Annotated in this window: 15 protein-coding genes; 10 read left to right on the top strand and 5 right to left on the bottom strand. The window is 64.3% G+C overall.

Features of this window, described 5'->3' with window-relative positions; genetic code table 11:
* The first annotated feature begins 6 nt into the window (after window positions 1-6).
* Window positions 7-249, top strand: a complete 243-nt coding sequence (locus F0Q45_RS08950) for an Rv1535 family protein (protein ID WP_149653604.1) — start codon at window positions 7-9, stop codon at window positions 247-249.
* 326 nt (window positions 250-575) lie between these two features.
* Entirely contained in the window at window positions 576-3,752 is a 3,177-nt protein-coding gene (ileS, locus tag F0Q45_RS08945; RefSeq protein ID WP_149653603.1) for an isoleucine--tRNA ligase, read from the top strand.
* Window positions 3,753-4,049: 297 nt separating this feature from the next.
* Here ileS and F0Q45_RS08935 read toward each other — a convergent pair whose 3' ends face one another.
* From F0Q45_RS08935 to F0Q45_RS08925, 3 genes are all read right to left on the bottom strand, one after another.
* Entirely contained in the window at window positions 4,050-6,335 is a 2,286-nt protein-coding gene (locus F0Q45_RS08935) for an arylsulfatase (protein WP_262490924.1), read from the bottom strand.
* A 165-nt stretch (window positions 6,336-6,500) separates the two neighbouring features.
* The gene (locus F0Q45_RS08930; protein WP_149653601.1) at window positions 6,501-7,514 is read right to left on the bottom strand and encodes a hypothetical protein; all 1,014 of its coding nucleotides are present in this window, start codon (window positions 7,512-7,514) and stop codon (window positions 6,501-6,503) included.
* 9 nt (window positions 7,515-7,523) lie between these two features.
* Window positions 7,524-8,096, bottom strand: coding sequence for a class I SAM-dependent methyltransferase (locus F0Q45_RS08925; protein ID WP_149653600.1), 573 nt, complete (start codon window positions 8,094-8,096; stop codon window positions 7,524-7,526).
* A gap of 64 nt (window positions 8,097-8,160) precedes the next feature.
* On the opposite strand from F0Q45_RS08925, the gene F0Q45_RS08920 reads away from it, so the two are divergent.
* Window positions 8,161-9,573 (top strand): DNA polymerase IV, encoded by a 1,413-nt coding sequence (locus F0Q45_RS08920; protein ID WP_444875255.1) that lies wholly within the window; start codon window positions 8,161-8,163, stop codon window positions 9,571-9,573.
* Here the strand turns inward: F0Q45_RS08920 and F0Q45_RS08915 are convergent.
* The gene (locus F0Q45_RS08915; RefSeq protein ID WP_262490923.1) at window positions 9,538-10,512 is read right to left on the bottom strand and encodes an asparaginase; all 975 of its coding nucleotides are present in this window, start codon (window positions 10,510-10,512) and stop codon (window positions 9,538-9,540) included. The genes F0Q45_RS08920 and F0Q45_RS08915 overlap by 36 nt on opposite strands.
* A gap of 57 nt (window positions 10,513-10,569) precedes the next feature.
* Here F0Q45_RS08915 and lspA point away from each other — a divergent pair, with 57 nt between their 5' ends.
* Together lspA and F0Q45_RS08905 are read left to right on the top strand one after the other, a co-directional pair.
* Window positions 10,570-11,169: a signal peptidase II gene (lspA, locus tag F0Q45_RS08910; RefSeq protein ID WP_149653598.1), complete on the top strand. Its 600-nt coding sequence runs from the start codon at window positions 10,570-10,572 to the stop codon at window positions 11,167-11,169.
* The gene (locus F0Q45_RS08905; protein ID WP_149653597.1) at window positions 11,169-12,095 is read left to right on the top strand and encodes an RluA family pseudouridine synthase; all 927 of its coding nucleotides are present in this window, start codon (window positions 11,169-11,171) and stop codon (window positions 12,093-12,095) included. Before lspA ends, F0Q45_RS08905 begins: the two co-directional genes overlap by 1 nt.
* Window positions 12,096-12,222: 127 nt before the next feature.
* Here the strand turns inward: F0Q45_RS08905 and F0Q45_RS08900 are convergent, their stop codons facing one another.
* Window positions 12,223-12,816, bottom strand: coding sequence for a lysozyme inhibitor LprI family protein (locus tag F0Q45_RS08900; RefSeq protein WP_262490926.1), 594 nt, complete (start codon window positions 12,814-12,816; stop codon window positions 12,223-12,225).
* Between F0Q45_RS08900 and F0Q45_RS29160 the strand changes: the two genes are divergently transcribed.
* The 5 genes from F0Q45_RS29160 to dnaE all read left to right on the top strand — a co-directional run.
* Window positions 12,713-13,039 carry a hypothetical protein gene (locus tag F0Q45_RS29160; RefSeq protein WP_262490927.1) on the top strand — a complete coding sequence of 109 codons (327 nt, stop codon included), beginning with the start codon at window positions 12,713-12,715 and terminating at the stop codon, window positions 13,037-13,039. The genes F0Q45_RS08900 and F0Q45_RS29160 overlap by 104 nt on opposite strands.
* Window positions 13,040-13,102: 63 nt before the next feature.
* The gene (locus F0Q45_RS08895; RefSeq protein WP_149653595.1) at window positions 13,103-14,119 is read left to right on the top strand and encodes an SDR family NAD(P)-dependent oxidoreductase; all 1,017 of its coding nucleotides are present in this window, start codon (window positions 13,103-13,105) and stop codon (window positions 14,117-14,119) included.
* Between the two features lie 4 nt (window positions 14,120-14,123).
* Window positions 14,124-14,927 (top strand): SDR family NAD(P)-dependent oxidoreductase, encoded by an 804-nt coding sequence (locus F0Q45_RS08890; protein ID WP_149653594.1) that lies wholly within the window; start codon window positions 14,124-14,126, stop codon window positions 14,925-14,927.
* 691 nt (window positions 14,928-15,618) lie between these two features.
* Window positions 15,619-16,050: a type II toxin-antitoxin system Rv0910 family toxin gene (locus F0Q45_RS08885; RefSeq protein ID WP_149653593.1), complete on the top strand. Its 432-nt coding sequence runs from the start codon at window positions 15,619-15,621 to the stop codon at window positions 16,048-16,050.
* A gap of 67 nt (window positions 16,051-16,117) precedes the next feature.
* Window positions 16,118-17,271, top strand: a 1,154-nt coding sequence (dnaE, locus tag F0Q45_RS08880) for a DNA polymerase III subunit alpha (RefSeq protein ID WP_149653592.1), incomplete at its 3' end; no start/stop codon positions are given.

Genomic DNA, 17,271 nt, shown 5'->3' with positions numbered 1-17,271 from the left:
CCGATCATGACCGCTGCTCTGTACGACGAAGTAGTGTCCGTAACCACCGCTCCCAAGCTGCACGTTGTGCGCGAGGGCACTCAGATCCAGGCACCCGCGCCGACGAAGGCGGCGCGCCGGGTTGACACCTTGCCGTTCGGTGCCGGTGGTGACCCGCTGGTTGATGGGGCCGCTCGTTTGTTGAGCATTCCGCTCCGGCACGTGTACGCAGTGCTATGGCGCATCGGCGTGCTCGAAGTCCAGGCGTAGACCCATGGATACTGAGCGTCGGAGGCTCCAAGGGGTTACCTGCCCGCAGGTATGACCTGCGGGCAGGTAACCCCTTGGAGCCGCACCGCCACGTGCGCCGGTTGCGGCGCTTCGTAGAATCAACCTAACGGCGCCGATCCGGCCATCACCGGGGAGCCTTCGGAAGAACAGCCAGCCCGGCCCAGTAGAACCGAACGGGTAGGCCCGTCACAGCCTGAAACGAGCGGTCACGCACCAGCGTGGCAAGCGGGGTGGTACCGCGGTGTGCGCCTACCGGCGCGTCGTCGTCCCCGGCCTACCACAGGCGCACAGGGAGACGACGTAGCGTGACCGATCATGCCGACCGTACGGCATATCCAAAGCTGGCCGCCGGGGCACCGGACTTCCCGGCGCTTGAGCTCGAAGTCCTCGACTACTGGTTTCGCGACGACACCTTCCGGGCCAGCATCGCCCACCGCGCCGACGCGCCGGAGTATGTGTTCTATGATGGGCCCCCGTTCGCCAACGGCCTGCCGCACTATGGACATCTGCTGACCGGCTACGTCAAAGACATCGTGCCGCGTTATCGCACCATGCGCGGTTATAAGGTAGAACGCCGCTTCGGTTGGGACACCCACGGGCTGCCGGCCGAACTGGAGGTCGAGCGGCAGCTGGGCATCACCGACAAATCCCAGATCGACGCCATGGGAATCGCCGCGTTCAACGACGCTTGCCGGGCGTCGGTGCTGCGCTACACCGACGAATGGCAGGACTATGTCACCCGCCAGGCTCGCTGGGTCGACTTCGACAACGACTACAAGACGCTCGATCTGTCCTACATGGAGTCGGTGATCTGGGCGTTCAAACAACTTTGGGACAAGGGCCTGGCGTATGAGGGCTACCGGGTGTTGCCCTACTGCTGGCGCGACGAAACTCCGCTGTCAAACCACGAACTGCGAATGGACGACGACGTCTACCAAAGCCGCCAGGATCCCGCACTGACCGTCGGTTTCAAAGTGGTGGGTAGCGAACCTCATGACGAGCTGGCCGGCGCCTACCTGCTGGTGTGGACGACGACGCCGTGGACGCTGCCGTCGAACCTGGCTGTTGCGGTCAATCCCGAAGTGACGTACGTGCACGTCAAGGCCGGCGATCGGCGCTTCGTTCTGGCCGCGGCCCGGCTGGGCGCCTACGCCCGTGAGCTCGGCGAACAACCCGAGGTGCTGGGCACCTACCGCGGCACCGACTTGCTGGGCACTCGGTACCTGCCGCCGTTTGCCTATTTCAAGGACTCGCGCAACGCATTTCAAGTGTTGCCGGGTCAGTTCGTTACCACCGAGGACGGCACCGGCATCGTGCACATGGCGCCTGCCTACGGCGAGGATGACATGGTTACCGCCGAGGCGGCCGACATTGTGCCGGTCACCCCGGTTGACGCCAAGGGTCGATTCGACGCCACGGTTCCCGATTACCAGGGTCTGCATGTTTTTGACGCCAATGCGCAGATTATCCGGGATCTGAAAAACCAACGTGGTCCGGCGGCGGTGAACGGCGCGGTGTTGCTCCGTCATGAAACGTATGACCACCCATACCCGCATTGCTGGCGGTGCCGTAACCCGCTGATCTACCGGGCAGTGTCGTCGTGGTTCGTTTCGGTCACCCAATTTCGGGACCGCATGGTGGAACTGAACCAAGAGATCACCTGGTATCCCGAGCATGTCAAGGACGGTCAGTTCGGTAAATGGCTGCAGGGCGCCCGCGACTGGTCCATCTCACGAAACCGCTACTGGGGCACTCCGATTCCGGTGTGGAAATCCGATGATCCGGCGCACCCGAGAATCGACGTATACGGCAGCTTGGAAGAGCTGGAGCGCGACTTCGGGGTGCGCCCGGATAATTTGCACCGGCCCTACATTGACGAGCTCACTCGGCCCAACCCCGACGACCCCAGCGCCCAAAGCACCATGCGGCGTATCTCCGACGTGCTCGACGTCTGGTTCGACTCGGGCTCCATGCCGTACGCACAGGTGCACTACCCGTTTGAGAACCGCGACTGGTTCGACGGCGTCACGTGCGCCGACCCTGACAAGCAGGTCGACGCGCATTACCCCGGGGACTTCATCGTCGAGTACATCGGCCAGACCCGCGGCTGGTTCTACACCCTGCATGTGCTGGCGACCGCGCTGTTCGACCGACCAGCGTTCAAGACCTGTGTGGCCCATGGGATTGTGCTGGGCTCCGATGGCCAGAAGATGAGCAAGTCGCTGCGCAACTACCCGGACGTCACCGAGGTTTTTCACCGGGACGGCTCCGACGCCATGCGATGGTTCCTGATGGCGTCGCCAATCCTGCGCGGCGGCAACCTGATCGTTACCGAGCAAGGCATCCGGGACGGCGTGCGGCAGGTCTTGCTACCGTTGTGGAACGCCTACAGCTTCCTTGCCCTCTATGCTTCGAAAGCCGGTGCCTGGCGTACTGATTCGACGCACGTGCTGGATCGCTACATTCTGGCCAAGTTGACGGTGCTGCGTGACGACCTCAGTGCCTCGATGGACGTGTGTGATATTTCCGGTGCCTGTGAACAGGTGCGCCAGTTCACCGAGGCGCTGACGAATTGGTATGTGCGCAGGTCGCGTTCGCGGTTCTGGCAAGAAGAAGTCGATGCCATAGACACTTTGCACACGGTGCTGGAGGTCACCGCGAGGTTGGCCGCGCCGTTGCTTCCGTTGACCACCGAGCTGATCTGGCGCGGTGTGACCGGTGGGCGCTCCGTGCATCTGACGGATTGGCCGGGGGCCGCTGAGGTGCCTGCGGAAGCAGAATTGGTAGCCGCCATGGACCAAGTGCGCGAAGTGTGCTCGGCTGCTTCTTCGCTGCGTAAGGCCAAGAAGCTGCGAGTCCGCCTGCCGCTGCCGAAACTGACGGTGGCAGTGGAAAATCCGCACCGGCTTAAGCCCTTTGCGGACCTGATTGCCGACGAACTCAACGTTAAGCAGGTCGAGCTGACCGACGCGATTGACGCCTATGGACGGTTCGAGCTGACCGTCAATGCGCGGGTGGCTGGGCCCAGACTGGGCAAGGATGTACAAGCGGCCATCAAGGCGGTCAAGGCCGGCGAAGGCGTCGTCAACCCCGACGGTACCCTGACTGCGGGCCCGGCGGTGTTGCAACCCGACGAATACAGCTCACGGTTGATGGCCGCCGACCCGGAGTCCACCGCGGCGCTTCCTGGCGGCGCTGGAGTTGTGGTGTTGGACGGCAGGGTGACTCCAGAACTGGAGGCCGAAGGCTGGGCTAAAGACCGCATCCGCGAATTGCAAGAGCTGCGCAAGTCGACCGGGCTGGAGGTATCCGACCGCATCAGCGTGGTGATGTCGGTGCCTGCCGCGCGGGAGGCCTGGGCGCGCACCCACCGTAATCTCATCGCTGGTGAGATCCTGGCCACCAGTTTCGATTTCGGTGATCCAGCCGACGGTATCGAGATCGGAGATGGAGTACGGGTGGCGATCGCCAAGACTGGCTGAACGCGGCGCCCCCCGAAGTCACCCGGTGGACCTCGATCGGCTCGGGAAGGCCATTAAGTTGTTGTGGTCCAAGGTGTTCGAAGGCTAGGCCGGAGCCGGCCGCCAGGTCGCGTTGGCCAGCGCGCCGATGCGTGCGCCGATATGGACGGCCAAGCCGCTCCACTCGTCGGTGTGGGTATACCTGATAACCGTGCGACCAGACCGCCGGTTAACCGTGCGGGGTTGGGCGGCGTCGGGTGGCCCCAGCGGCGAATGCCTCTCAAACGATAGAGTCAGGCCACGCACTGATTTGCCGGCTCAACGAAGCCGGATCGTCACTTCCGTGATGGTGCCATTGAACGGGAAGGTCCCCTCGTAGGTGTTCGCGGCCGGGGTCCCACCGTCAAGGCCGATGTCCAGCCCCTCGTCGGCGCTGAATCCCAGCGGGACGGTCCGTTCCAGGCGCGCTTCGCCGACCTTGCGCCCGTTAACAAGCAGCTGAGCCAGCCCGCCTTTTCCCAAACCTCCACCATCATAGTCGAATTCGATCGCCACGGTCGCTTCACCCGCGGGCAGTTGCGTTGCGGCTGCGACGGTCGTGTATGCCGACCCGAAATAGTTGTAGGTGAACGTGACCAACCCGTGCTGCACGTAGAGCGACAGACCAGCAAAATAGCCGCCGGCGGCTAGCAAAACACCGTCGACCGTGTCGCCGCCGGGGGTTTCGATGACCGCGGTAATCGAGTAGGACCGATTGAATGTGCTCCGAATGATGTCTTCGGGCATGCGGATACAGCCCTGCCCAAACGAAATCGAGGTTCGCTCTCCGAGAATCGAGGGCCGCGCGCCGATGGCGCGTGCGGGGCCGCGGTCGTCGAGCGGAAAGACATTGTTTTTCTCAGCTTCAGCGTCAAACAGCTCCTTCAACTCGGCAAGGCGGTCAGGGTGCTGGTGGGAAAGATCGACGGCTTGACTGTAGTCGCGTGACAGGTCATAGAGTTCCCAGCGGTCATCGGAGAAGGCCGGTAATGAACTGGGCCGCCACTGGATCTTTCCGTGGTAGGTGCAGGCCATCCAGTCGTCGTGGTAGATCCCGCGGATGCCCTTTATTTCGAAATATTGGGTGCGACGACGCCCCTGCGCCTCCGCGTCGCCGAAGGTATAAGCCAGGCTGATGCCGTCATAGGGCTGCTGCGGCACGCCGTTGACAACAGCTGGCGCGGGGATTCCGGCAGCTTCCAAGATGGTTGGGGCGATATCGATGACGTGGTGAAACTGCGAGCGCAGCCCGCCGCCGTGGTTGATGCGTTGCGGCCAGGTCACGATCATCGGATTGCGGGTGCCGCCGAAATGACTGGCGAACTGCTTGGTGAACTGGAACGGCGTGCACATCGCCCAGGCGAAGCCGACCGGATACTCGTTGCTGGCCCGTGGTCCGCCGAACTCGTCGATCTTGGACAGCACGATTTCGGGGTCTTCTTGGAGGCCGTTCAATGCCACCATCTCGTTGAAGACGCCATGGATCCCGCCCGCGGCCGCTGCGCCGTTGTCGCCGATGATGTAGACGAACAGCGTGTTGTCCCAGACACTCATATCCTTGAGCGCGGTGACTATCCGGCCGATTTCGTGATCGGTGTGGGCGAGGAATCCGGCGTAGACCTCCATGAGGCGCGACGCGATGCGCTGCTGCTCGCCTGAGAGGGTGTCCCACGCGGGGATCGATTCGTGGCGCGCAGTCAACGCGGCTTCGGCCGGGATGACTCCCAGCAGTTTCTGCCGCGAATAGATTTCCTCACGCAACCTGTCCCAGCCCTGGTCAAAGCGGCCGCGAAAGGGCTCGCTCCACTCGGCGGCCACGTGGTGCGGCGAGTGGGTCGCGCCGGGCGCCCAGTAGACGAAAAATGGTCGGTCGGGTGAGATGGCCTGTTGCAGATGTACCCACTCGATCATTCGATCCGCGAGATCTGTCGTGAGGTGGTAGCGCTCATCGCTTTCCGGCCGTTCGATCGGCGTCGTGCCGTGGTAGAGGCCGGGGTGGTATTGGTGTGCTTCACCACCCATGAAACCGTAGAACTCTTCGAAACCCATTCCGGTTGGCCACCGGTCGAACGGTCCCGCTGGACTCACTTCCCATACCGGGGTGTTGTGCCACTTGCCGAAAGCCGCTGTGCTGTAGCCGTTCTGGCGTAGCGTCTCGGCAATGGTGGCGGCAGACTTTGGGATGATGCTGTTGTAGCCGTCGTACCCGGTAGCCCACTCGGTGATGTTACCGGTATTGACCGCGTGGTGGTTCCTACCCGTCAACAGTGCGGCCCGAGTCGGGGAGCACAGGGCCGTGGTGTGAAACCGGTTGTATCGCAGGCCTTCTTGCGCCAATACATCGCCGGTTGGCGATGGCACCGGACCGCCAAATGTGGCGGTGGCGCCGAACCCAACATCGTCGAGAAGAACGATGACCACATTCGGCGCATCCCGCGGTGGGCGGATGGGAGCAATGCTCGGCATCGTCGACTCGGAAATGGTTCTGCCGGCGCTTCCGCCGGCCGGTGTGTCAGGCAACGGCAGCCTGGTTCGATCGAAGGTTCCGGTCGTGTCCTGCGCCACCGTTGTCTCCACTTGGTCGGGCTGAACTGCTCCTAGGCGGACCTGATAACCACGGCCGCCGATCGATTCTCGCGTGGACGGCGACCATCGCGCTGGAATTGCTCGAAGATCAGGAGAATGGCATTCCTGCACTGGTTGATTTCCCATGCTCCGGGAAACGACGTCCTAGCGGCTGCCCGAGCGGGCGATCTGCTCAATCAGGGCCCGCGCCGACCGGATCGTCGAGCGGACCTCCTGCAGGAGCTTGGCCGGATGTTGCTGGTCGATCTCGCTCAGCCGGTTGTATCGGTCGACACCGAAGCCCGCTGACTCCACCCGAATGTGGAACGGCAGTGCGAGCGTCCGCAGCGCTTCAAAGTGCAGGTAGGGCACCACCGGTTGGCCGGTCACCAACAAGCACGTCGAATGCTGCATTCCCGCCGTCCGCGCAGCGAAGGTGTAGGTGTCGGCGGAATTGGCTCGACGGTTGTCGGGATCGGGCGACGCAGTTTCAAGCAGGGTGACCGGCACGCCGAGCTCATTGCTGGCGGGCGGGAAACTCCACACCGCCCGGTCTCGCTGGGGCTGGTCTACCCGGTCACGTACCTGGTCCGCCACTTCCCCGGTGTCCAGCCCTAATGCTTGGGCCGCTGCCGCTAGCAATAGCTCGAATTCGGTGCGGGCCCTGGGGGCGCATGCCTTGACCGCGTCCTGTTCCGATTCGAGCAGCTGTCGGGACGCCGCTGCGAGCACCACGTGGCCGATACGTCGACCGGCCGCCATCTCGCGCGCATAGCTGACCCGTAGCAGGTTGGTGTAGCGCCCACCGCCGATCACCAGGATGTGGTCGAAATCCTTTCCGCGAGGCGCGGATTCTCCGGTGAGCCCGAGCTCACCCGCTAGCACCGTGATCCGTTCCAGTTGCGGGGCAGGCATGCTCAGACGGGGGATAAGCCACCTGACCGCGCCGGCTGCATCCTGGCTGTGCACCCGGCCCGCCCCCCGGTCCCGTGCCTGGCCCCGGTAGTCCCAAGCGGTGCTGAAATCGTCGAGCACCGCCAGCCGATCCACCAGGTCGAACTCCCGCGGCAGCGAGCCACCGAACATCTCAACCAGCTCGGTCAGTGCGGGATGCGTACACCACGCCTGGACCTGTCGACGTATTTCTGCCGAGAAGTCGTCACCGGGTGGCGGACACATGCCGGGTCGCTACGCCGCGGGTTTGACCGCTCGCCAGCGTTGCCTGCTGTCACGGACTTCAACGTCAACATCGTGAAAACCTATGCGAAGCAAACGATCCGGCAAGGTCCCCGGTGGTATTGGGTTACAGGTGTCCCGGAAATGCAAGAGGCTGAACAACACTGACGGAACGCCGTCGCTGCCGGCAAAGACCCCGCCGGGGCGCAGGATTCGGAAGGCCTCGGCAAACAGCCGATCCTGCAACTCCGCGGTCGGTACGTGGTGCAGCATAGTGAAAGACAACACCGAGCTGAACGCGTCAGCCGGCAGTCCGGTGGCGGTGCCGTCGCCGTTGATAATGCGGGCGCGATCTCCGTAGAGTTCCTGCAGCCGCCTCGCCATCGGGCCATCGATCTCGACCGCGGTCAGCTGGGGCGTCTTGTCTATGAGTACCCGAAGGAACGCGCCGTATCCGGGCCCGATCTCGAGGGTGTTATCGCCCAGGTCCACATCGGCGAGCACCCACGGCAACAGCTGGGCCTCGACTTCCCTCGCCCAGCGATCGGACTTACAGCACAACCTGTGAACGAGATTCATCGCCATACTGAACGACGGTAGTCCAGCTAACCTCAGGCGAGCCCATGTTGCCCGAATAGCATGGCGCGTTGTGGAGTCCCGTTGGGTGCTGCACCTAGACATGGACGCGTTCTTCGCATCGGTCGAGCAACTTACCCGACCGACGCTGAAGGGGCGGCCGGTGCTGGTGGGGGGCCTGGGTGGGCGCGGCGTGGTCGCCGGCGCCAGCTACGAGGCGCGGATCTTCGGTGCCCGCTCGGCCATGCCGATGCACCAGGCCCGCCGGCTGATCGGTGTGACGGCAGTGGTGTTGCCGCCGCGCGGCGCGGTATACGGGGTGGCCAGCCGACGGGTCTTCGACACCGTGCGCAGCCTGGTTCCCGTCGTCGAGCAGCTTTCCTTCGACGAGGCGTTCGGGGAACCGCCCCAACTCAGCGGCGTCCCGGCCGACGACGTCGAGATGTTTTGCGAAATCTTGCGGAGGCGGGTGCGCGACGAAACCGGACTGATCGCTTCCGTCGGTGCGGGCTCAGGCAAGCAGATTGCCAAGATCGCCTCCGGTCTGGCCAAACCCGACGGTATTCGGGTAATCCGCCGCGACGAAGAACAGTTGCTGCTCAACGGGTTGCCGGTGCGTCGCTTGTGGGGCATCGGCCCGGTTGCCGAGGAGAAGTTGCATCGACTCGGCATTGAGACGGTAGGGCAGCTGGCCGCGTTGACCGATGTCGAGGTGGCCAATATCTTGGGTTCGACGATCGGGCCGGCACTGCACCGGCTGGCCCGCGGTATCGACGATCGACCCGTCGCCGAACGTGCCGAGGCCAAGCAGATCAGCGCCGAATCCACCTTCGCTGTCGACCTGACCACTCTCGAGCAGTTGCGTGAGGTGATTGAGCCCATCGCCGAGCACGCCTATCAACGCTTGCTGCGCGACGGCCGGGGTGCGCGCACCGTTACGGTGAAGCTGAAGAAGGCCGATATGAGCACGCTGACCCGCTCAGCGACGATGCCCTACGCGACGACGGAGGCGGGGGCGCTGATCGCGGTGGCCCGGCGACTACTGCTGGACCCGCTCGAGATAGGGCCCATTCGCCTTCTAGGCGTTGGCTTTTCGGGACTCAGCGAGGTACGCCAGGAGTCGTTGTTTCCGGATCTGGACTTGTCACCAGAGATGGCAGAGGAAGCCCATCACGATTTGCCAACGCTGCGGGCCGCGCAATTTGCCGGACACGACAGCGCTGTTTGGAGCATCGGCGACGACGTCGCACACCCGGATCTTGGGCACGGCTGGGTGCAGGGCGCGGGCCATGGCGTGGTCACCGTCCGGTTCGAGACTCGGGGTACAGGACCAGGCCCGGCCCGTACGTTCCCGGTTGACACCGAAGAGATCGCAGTTGCCAACCCAGTCGACAGCCTGGACTGGCCGGATTATGTCGGTCAGCTGCGGGATGGGGAATCGACCGGTGTGTCAGCCCCAACGGTTGATGACCTCGGCGACCGGTAACCCGGCCGCCAAAGCGGCCATCAGGAGCACCCGGGCCTGGGAGGGCGGCAGTCGGGGTACCACCACCGCCCCGGCGTCTACCAGATCATGTCCAGGACCATAGCTGGCGCCCACTCGCGCGCCGGCGACTCGCGATGAGACCGCCACCACCACGTTGTTTCCACACAGGCGCCGCACCCCGTCGATCACCGCAGATCCGGCATTTCCCGAACCCAGAGCTTCCAACACGATCGCCCGCGCGCCGGCGGTCGCGTACGCTTCGAGCGCTACGGCATCACTGCCGGGATAGACCGCGACGATATCGACCCGCGGTGCCTGAGCGGCGCGCAGATCACCCAGGTAGGGACGTGCTTTCGGGCGTGCCATCATCACGGTTTCAGTGACGGTCCCCAGCAACTCGCCGGCGAATCCGCTCAGATCGTCGGTGGCGACCTTGCGCAAGCCCAACGGTTGCCATACCTGGCCGGCAAAACACACCAGCACGCCCTGGTCACGGGTTGCCGGAGCGGCCGCGAGCGTCAACGCGTCGCGCAGATTGCGCGGACCGTCAGCGTCGGGCGCATCGGCGCTGCGCATGGCTCCGGTGATGATCACTGGGGCACGGCCGGCGTAGGTGAGGTCCAGCCACAGCGCGGTCTCTTCGAGGGTGTCGGTGCCATGTGTGACAACCACACCGTCGGCACCGTCGGCACCGTCGTCTCCCCGGTTAATTGCCGCTTGCAGCGCCGCGCGGATGCGATCCCAATCAGCGGGGGTCAGCTGCGAACTGTCGAGCGCCATGAGGTCGACCACATCGACGTTGCGGCCCTCGCTTACCGCCGCCGTCAGCTCTGCTCCGCTGCGCGACGGCCGGCGCACCCCATCGGCGCCTGCTTTGGTCGCGATCGTCCCTCCGGTGGCGATGACAGTGAGCCGGCCCATGCTGGGATCATCTCGCATGCCGGTCACCGCTATCCGCATGTGGGGGATGCCGTTCGATTAAGGGATGATGGTGGAGTGCCCGACGAACCAACAGGATCAGCCGATCCACTGACTACAGCAGGGGATGGTGCGGTGGCCGGGGAGCCTGTCCCTTCCGCGCCGCAGCCGCCGCCGAGGCGGCTGCGGCTGTTGTTGTCGGTCGCGGCGGTGGTACTGGCGCTGGACATCGTGACCAAGGTGCTGGCCGTCAAACTGCTGCCGCCCGGCCAGCCGGTGTCCATCGTCGGCGACACGGTGACCTGGACTTTGGTGCGCAATTCCGGCGCTGCATTCTCGATGGCAACCGGCTACACCTGGGTGTTGACCCTCATTGCCACGGGTGTGGTGGTGGGTATCTTCTGGATGGGACGACGGCTGGTGTCGCCCTGGTGGGCCGTGGGGCTTGGGATGATTCTGGGCGGCGCCACGGGCAATCTGGTTGATCGCTTCTTCAGGGCGCCCGGACCGCTTCGTGGACATGTTGTCGACTTCTTGTCGGTCGGCTGGTGGCCGGTGTTCAACGTCGCCGATCCGTCGGTGGTCGGCGGCGCAATCCTGCTTGTGGTCCTCTCGGTCTTCGGTTTCGATTTCGACACGGTAGGTCGGCGCAAAGCCGATGGGGACATCAGCGGCTGATGACGAATCGTTCGATGCCCGTCCCGGAAGGATTGGCGGGCATGCGTGTTGATGCCGGCCTGGCCCGGTTGCTCGGCCTGTCCCGCAGCGCAGTGGCGGCCATCGCCGAGGACGGCGGAGTGGAGCTGGACGGCGTGCCGGCGGGCAAATCCGACCGGCTGGCATCGGGGGCTTGGCTGCAGGTTCGGCTGCCCGAGGCGCCGCCGCCGCCGGAGAACACACCCGTCGAGATCGAGGGCATGACGCTTCTGTATGCCGATGGCGACATCGTCGCCGTCGACAAGCCGGCCGCGGTCGCGGCGCACGCGTCGGTGGGCTGGACCGGCCCCACGGTGCTTGGTGGGCTGGCCGCGGCGGGTTACCGCATCAGCACATCCGGTGTGCATGAGCGGCAAGGCATAGTGCATCGCCTTGACGTCGGGACCTCCGGGGTGATGGTGGTGGCGCTATCCGAACGTGCGTACACCGCGCTCAAGCGGGCGTTCAAGCAGCGCACCGTCGAGAAGCGTTATCACACCCTGGTGCAAGGACATCCGGATCCGTCCAGTGGGACGATCGACGCGCCGATCGGTCGGCACCCGGGCCCGGAATGGAAATTCGCGGTCACCAAGAACGGCCGGCATAGCCTGACCCACTACGACACCATCGAAGCTTTCGTCGCAGCCAGCCTGCTCGACGTGCATCTCGAGACGGGACGCACTCACCAGATCCGGGTGCATTTCGCCGCGCTGCGCCATCCCTGCTGCGGCGACTTAGTTTATGGGGCTGACCCCAAGCTGGCGAAAAGGCTTGGTCTGGAACGGCAATGGCTGCATGCCCGGTCGCTGGCGTTCGCGCACCCCGCCGATGGCCGGCGGCTCGAGATCGTCAGCCCATATCCGCCGGATCTACAGCACGCCCTGGACGTGTTACGAGGCGAGGGGTGACGCAGCAGGTGATTCGTCCAGCTTGCCTCGAAGAGAACTCGGCGTTGCGCGTTCCCCCAGGTGCCGCGGTAGCCGCTGCCACCAGCTGCCGTGATGCCCGCGAGTGCCGTCGCCTCGGGTAGTGCCGTCACGCGGTGTTGCACAAGAACGTGGTTCCGGTGATATCGAGTCGTACCTCACCTTGGTGTTCCCAGTACTCGACGCCCTGGCGGCCGTAGCGGGCGCCGCTGCCGGACAGTTGAATGAATAGGATGTACTGATCGCCTTTCCAATTCAGTACCGCCGTTTTGGGGTCGAATTGGTTGTAGAACTGCGCGGTCAGCGGGTCAAAGCCCGAAGGGCACCGGTAGGTAACGACGGGTGGCGCCACGGTGGCTGGGTCGGCGAGGGCCAGCTGGACTAGCCGCGTTTGGTAGGCCTCCTGTACGCAGGTGCGCACGTCGGCGTTGTGTGCGCAGTCATCGCGGGTTGCGGCCCAGCTGTCTTGCGCCGCGGACAGCGTCGCCTTGTCCGCGTCTGGACGGCCCAGCGCCTGCTGGTAGGCAACTTGCAGCCGGTGGTCGAGGTCAGTCAACTGCCGGTCACTGCACACCAGCTGCTGGACTGTCGTTGCAGGCTTGGCACAGTCGATCGCCGCCGATGACGATGCCGTACTGCCCGGCATCGGGTTGGCAGCAGGGCTAGAGGCCGCGGGTGTTCTGGTCGAGGCACAGGCGCTCAGGATCAGCGCTGTGCCGATGATGGCGATCAGTCTCATACGAGCTGACTACCGCCTGGGTGGGTGGATTTGCTACAACGACACGCCCACAAAGTGGGCGCAACTTTCGGGTGCGCTGCCCGTCGCAGCGGTTCATTCGCAGCAGCAATCGGGTAGATCGCCGTGGGGCCTGGCGGGCGGGGCGGCGCGCTCACATCACGACAATCGACACTCGCGCATTGACTGATGTCCTAGGTTGGCATCATGACCAATGTCACATCCACCACACCGCCATCAGGAGCGACAGCCGATGAATCTTGGTGACTTAGCGAACCTCGTCGAGAAGCCGCTCGCGACGGTGTCCAACATCGTCAACACACCGAACTCGGCCGGGCGCTACCGGCCGTTCTACCTGAGGAACTTGCTCGACGCGGTGCAGGGTCGCACACTGCGCGACGCGGTAGAGGGCAAGGTCGTGCTCATCACGGGCGGTTCGTCGGGCATCGGCGAGGCAGCCGCGAAGAAGATCGCGGAAGCCGGCGGCACAGTGGTACTTGTCGCCCGCACCCTGGAGAACTTGGAGAAGGTTGCCGACGACATACGCGACGATGGCGGTACTGCCCACGTATACCCGTGCGATTTGTCCGACATGGACGCCATCGCGGCGATGGCCGATAAGGTACTGGCCGATTTGGGTCGCGTCGACATTCTGATCAACAACGCGGGCAGGTCGATTCGCCGCTCGCTGGAGCTGTCCTATGACCGGATTCACGATTATCAGCGGACCATGCAGCTGAATTATCTCGGCGCGGTGCAGCTCATCCTCAAGTTCATTCCCGGCATGCGGGAACGAAAATTCGGGCAGATTGTCAACGTCTCCTCGGTCGGCGTGCAGACCCGCGCTCCGCGCTTTGGCGCCTACATCGCCAGCAAGGCCGCGCTGGACAGCCTGTGTGACGCGTTGCAGGCCGAAACGGTGAATGACAACGTCCGATTCACCACTGTGCACATGGCGTTGGTCCGGACGCCGATGATCAGCCCCACCACGATGTACGACAAATTCCCTACCTTGACGCCGGAGCAGGCAGCCGGCGTGATCACCGACGCGATCGTGCACCGGCCGCGACGGGCCAGCTCGCCGTTCGGGCAGTTCGCGGCGGTGGCCGATGCGGTCAATCCGGCCGTAATGGACCGGGTACGCAATCGCGCGTTCAGCATGTTCAAGGACTCCGCCGCGGCCAAAGGGAGCGAACGTCCAACCGACACATCAGAATTCGACAAGAGGAGCGAAACGTTCGTGCAGGCGACCAGAGGGATTCATTGGTGACATCATGAGTCTTCCCAAACCGAACAAGCAGACCACCGTCGTCATTACCGGCGCCTCGTCCGGCATCGGTGTGGAACTGGCTCGCGGCATAGCCCGCCGCGGCTTTCCACTGATGTTGGTCGCGCGACGCCGCGAGCGGCTCGAGGAGCTTGCCGATCAACTTGGCAAGGAGTTTTCCGTCCGCGTCGACGTGCTGGCGCTCGATCTTGCTGACACACAAGCCCGGGAACAGCTGGCTGATCGCTTGCGTACCGATGACATCGCGGGCCTGTGCAATAGCGCGGGCTTCGGCACCAGCGGCCGTTTCTACGAGCTGCCGCCCGAACGCGAGAGTGAAGAGGTCACTCTCAATGCGCTGGCGCTCATGGAACTCACTCGTGCGGTGCTGCCCGGCATGGTGGAGCGCCGAGCGGGGGCGGTGCTAAACATCGCCTCGATCGCCGGATTCCAGCCCATTCCTTTCATGGCGGTGTACTCGGCTACCAAGGCATTTGTGTTGACGTTCTCTGAAGCCGTCCAAGAGGAGCTGCACGGCACTGGCGTGTCGGTTACCGCGCTGTGTCCGGGTCCGGTGCCTACCGAGTGGGCCGAGATCGCCAGTGCTGAGCGGTTCAGCGTTCCCTTCGCGCAGGTGTCGCCGCACGACGTAGCCGAGGCGGCGATCGCGGGGATGTTGGCCGGCAAGCGCAGCGTGGTGCCTGGCGCGGTGCCCAAGCTGGTCAGTACCGGAGGCAGATTCGCACCGCGCAGCCTGCTGCTGCCCGCGATTCGGATCGGCAATCGGTTGCGCGGCGGCCCGGGCCACTAGGCCGGCGTCGCTGTGTCTCAGCAGTCTTAATGGCGTTATCGTGAGCGCCCGCGGCTGTCGCCACTAGCGGTCGTCTGGCCACGCTCCGGTGTGGGGAGATTGGAAAACGCGCGCTGGTGCGGTTGAGTCGGCGGCTGGCGGCGTCGAGTGTGCGCTGGCGGCGTCGAGTGTGCCGTCAGGGCGGGCCGATCGCGCTTGTCCCCGCCCTAGATACCCTCTCAAAGCCGTCACCGCACTCTCGATGCGGCGGTATGGCAGCCGACTTGGCGAGCACCTGAGACAGCCCCCGAACGCCTGCCATCACAAGCGGTTTGAGCGAAGGCGCGGTACCGGCGTACCGAAAACAGAGCCCACGGTGGCCGTGGGCATCCAAGGCCGCGTAGCGAGGACATCGTTGACCAGCAGCTTCGCGGTTACCATGAATTTCCGAGCGAGGTGGGCGCAAAGGGCATCCTCCCGGAGCGTTTCTCCTCGTGGCGTTGCACGCCGCGCATCGTCACACGGCTGGATTGGATTGCCGCGTTTCTCCTCGCGGCGTTGCACGCCGCGCATCGTCACACGGCTGGGTTGGATTGCCGCGTTTCTCCTCGCGGCGTTGCACGCCGCGCATCGTCACACGGCTGGGTTGGATTGCCGCGTTTCTCCTCGCGGCGTTGCACGCCGCGCATCGTCACACGGCTACGCTCGTGCCATGGCCTCAGTTGAGATGAACGCCGATGTCCCCATGAGCCCGCGCGACACCTGGAACCGCGTCTCGGATCTGTCGGAATTGGGCGAGTGGCTGGTGATCCACGAGGGATGGCGCAGCGCGCTGCCTGACGAGCTCAGCGAAGGAGTCGAGATCGTAGGAGTCGCACGTGCCAAAGGCCTGCGTAACCGGGTGACATGGACGGTAACGAAGTGGGATCCACCCCATGAGGTCGCGATGTCTGGATCCGGCAAGGGCGGAGCAAAGTACGGCGTTACGCTCACGGTCACGCCTACCACAGCCGGGTCAACCCTTGGTTTGCGCCTAGAGCTGGGCGGCCGTGCGTTGTTCGGCCCGGTAGGTTCGGCAGCGGCTCGCGCCGTCAAGGGCGACGTCGAGAAGTCGCTGCAGCAGTTCGTCGAGCTCTACGGATAACGACCACACGACACACTTGGCGACACGCCCGAAACCCGTCAGGGCTCGGTCATAGACTGGCGTCCCTATGAGCGGTTCTTCTTCGCGGTCCTTCGTGCACCTGCATAACCACAGCGAGTACTCGATGCTGGATGGTGCCGCGAAGATCACCCCCATGCTGGCCGAGGCCGAGCGGCTGCAGATGGCCGCGATCGGAATGACCGATCACGGAAACATGTTCGGCGCAAGCGAGTTTTACAACTCGGCGACCAAGGCTGGGATCAAACCGATCATTGGGGTCGAGGCGTACATAGCGCCCGCTTCTCGTTTTGATACCCGGCGTGTCTTTTGGGGCGATCCGAGCCAGAAGTCCGACGACATCTCCGGCAGTGGCTCCTACACCCACCTGACGATGATGGCCGAAAACGCGACCGGCCTACGTAACCTGTTCAAGCTGTCATCGCTGGCCTCTTTTGAGGGCCAGCTGAGCAAGTGGTCGCGGATGGATGCCGAACTCATCGCAGCACACGCCGCAGGCATCATCATCACCACCGGCTGTCCCTCGGGTGAGGTGCAGACTCGCCTGCGTCTTGGCCAGGAACGTGAGGCGTTGGAAGCCGCGGCGACCTGGCGGGAGATCGTGGGCCCGGACAACTACTTCCTCGAGCTGATGGACCATGGGCTGACCATCGAACGGCGCGTCCGCGAGGGACTACTTCACATCGGTCGCACCCTCAACATCCCGCCGCTGGCCACCAACGACTGCCACTACGTCACTCGCGACGCCGCCCACAACCACGAAGCGTTGTTGTGTGTCCAAACCGGCAAGACACTGTCGGATCCGAATCGCTTCAAGTTCGACGGCGACGGCTACTACCTCAAGTCGTCCGCTGAGATGCGCCAAATTTGGGACGACGAGGTCCCCGGCGCGTGCGACTCCACCCTGCTGATCGCCGAGCGAGTGCAGTCCTACGCCGACGTGTGGACACCGCGCGACCGGATGCCGATCTTCCCGGTGCCCGAGGGGCATGATCAGGCGTCGTGGTTGCGCCACGAGGTGGACGCAGGGCTGCGGCGACGGTTCTCCAACGGACCGCCCGATACCTACGTGACGCGAGCGGCCTACGAGATCGATGTCGTCTGCGCCAAAGGCTTCCCGTCGTACTTCTTGATCGTCGCCGACTTGATCAGCTACGCGAAGTCGGTGGGTATTCGCGTTGGCCCCGGCCGCGGCTCGGCGGC

Source organism: Mycobacterium simiae (genome assembly GCF_008370645.1).
GTDB lineage: Bacteria > Actinomycetota > Actinomycetes > Mycobacteriales > Mycobacteriaceae > Mycobacterium > Mycobacterium simiae_A.
Note: the sequence above shows the minus strand (reverse complement) of the source record. Positions and strands in the feature narration are given on the sequence as shown.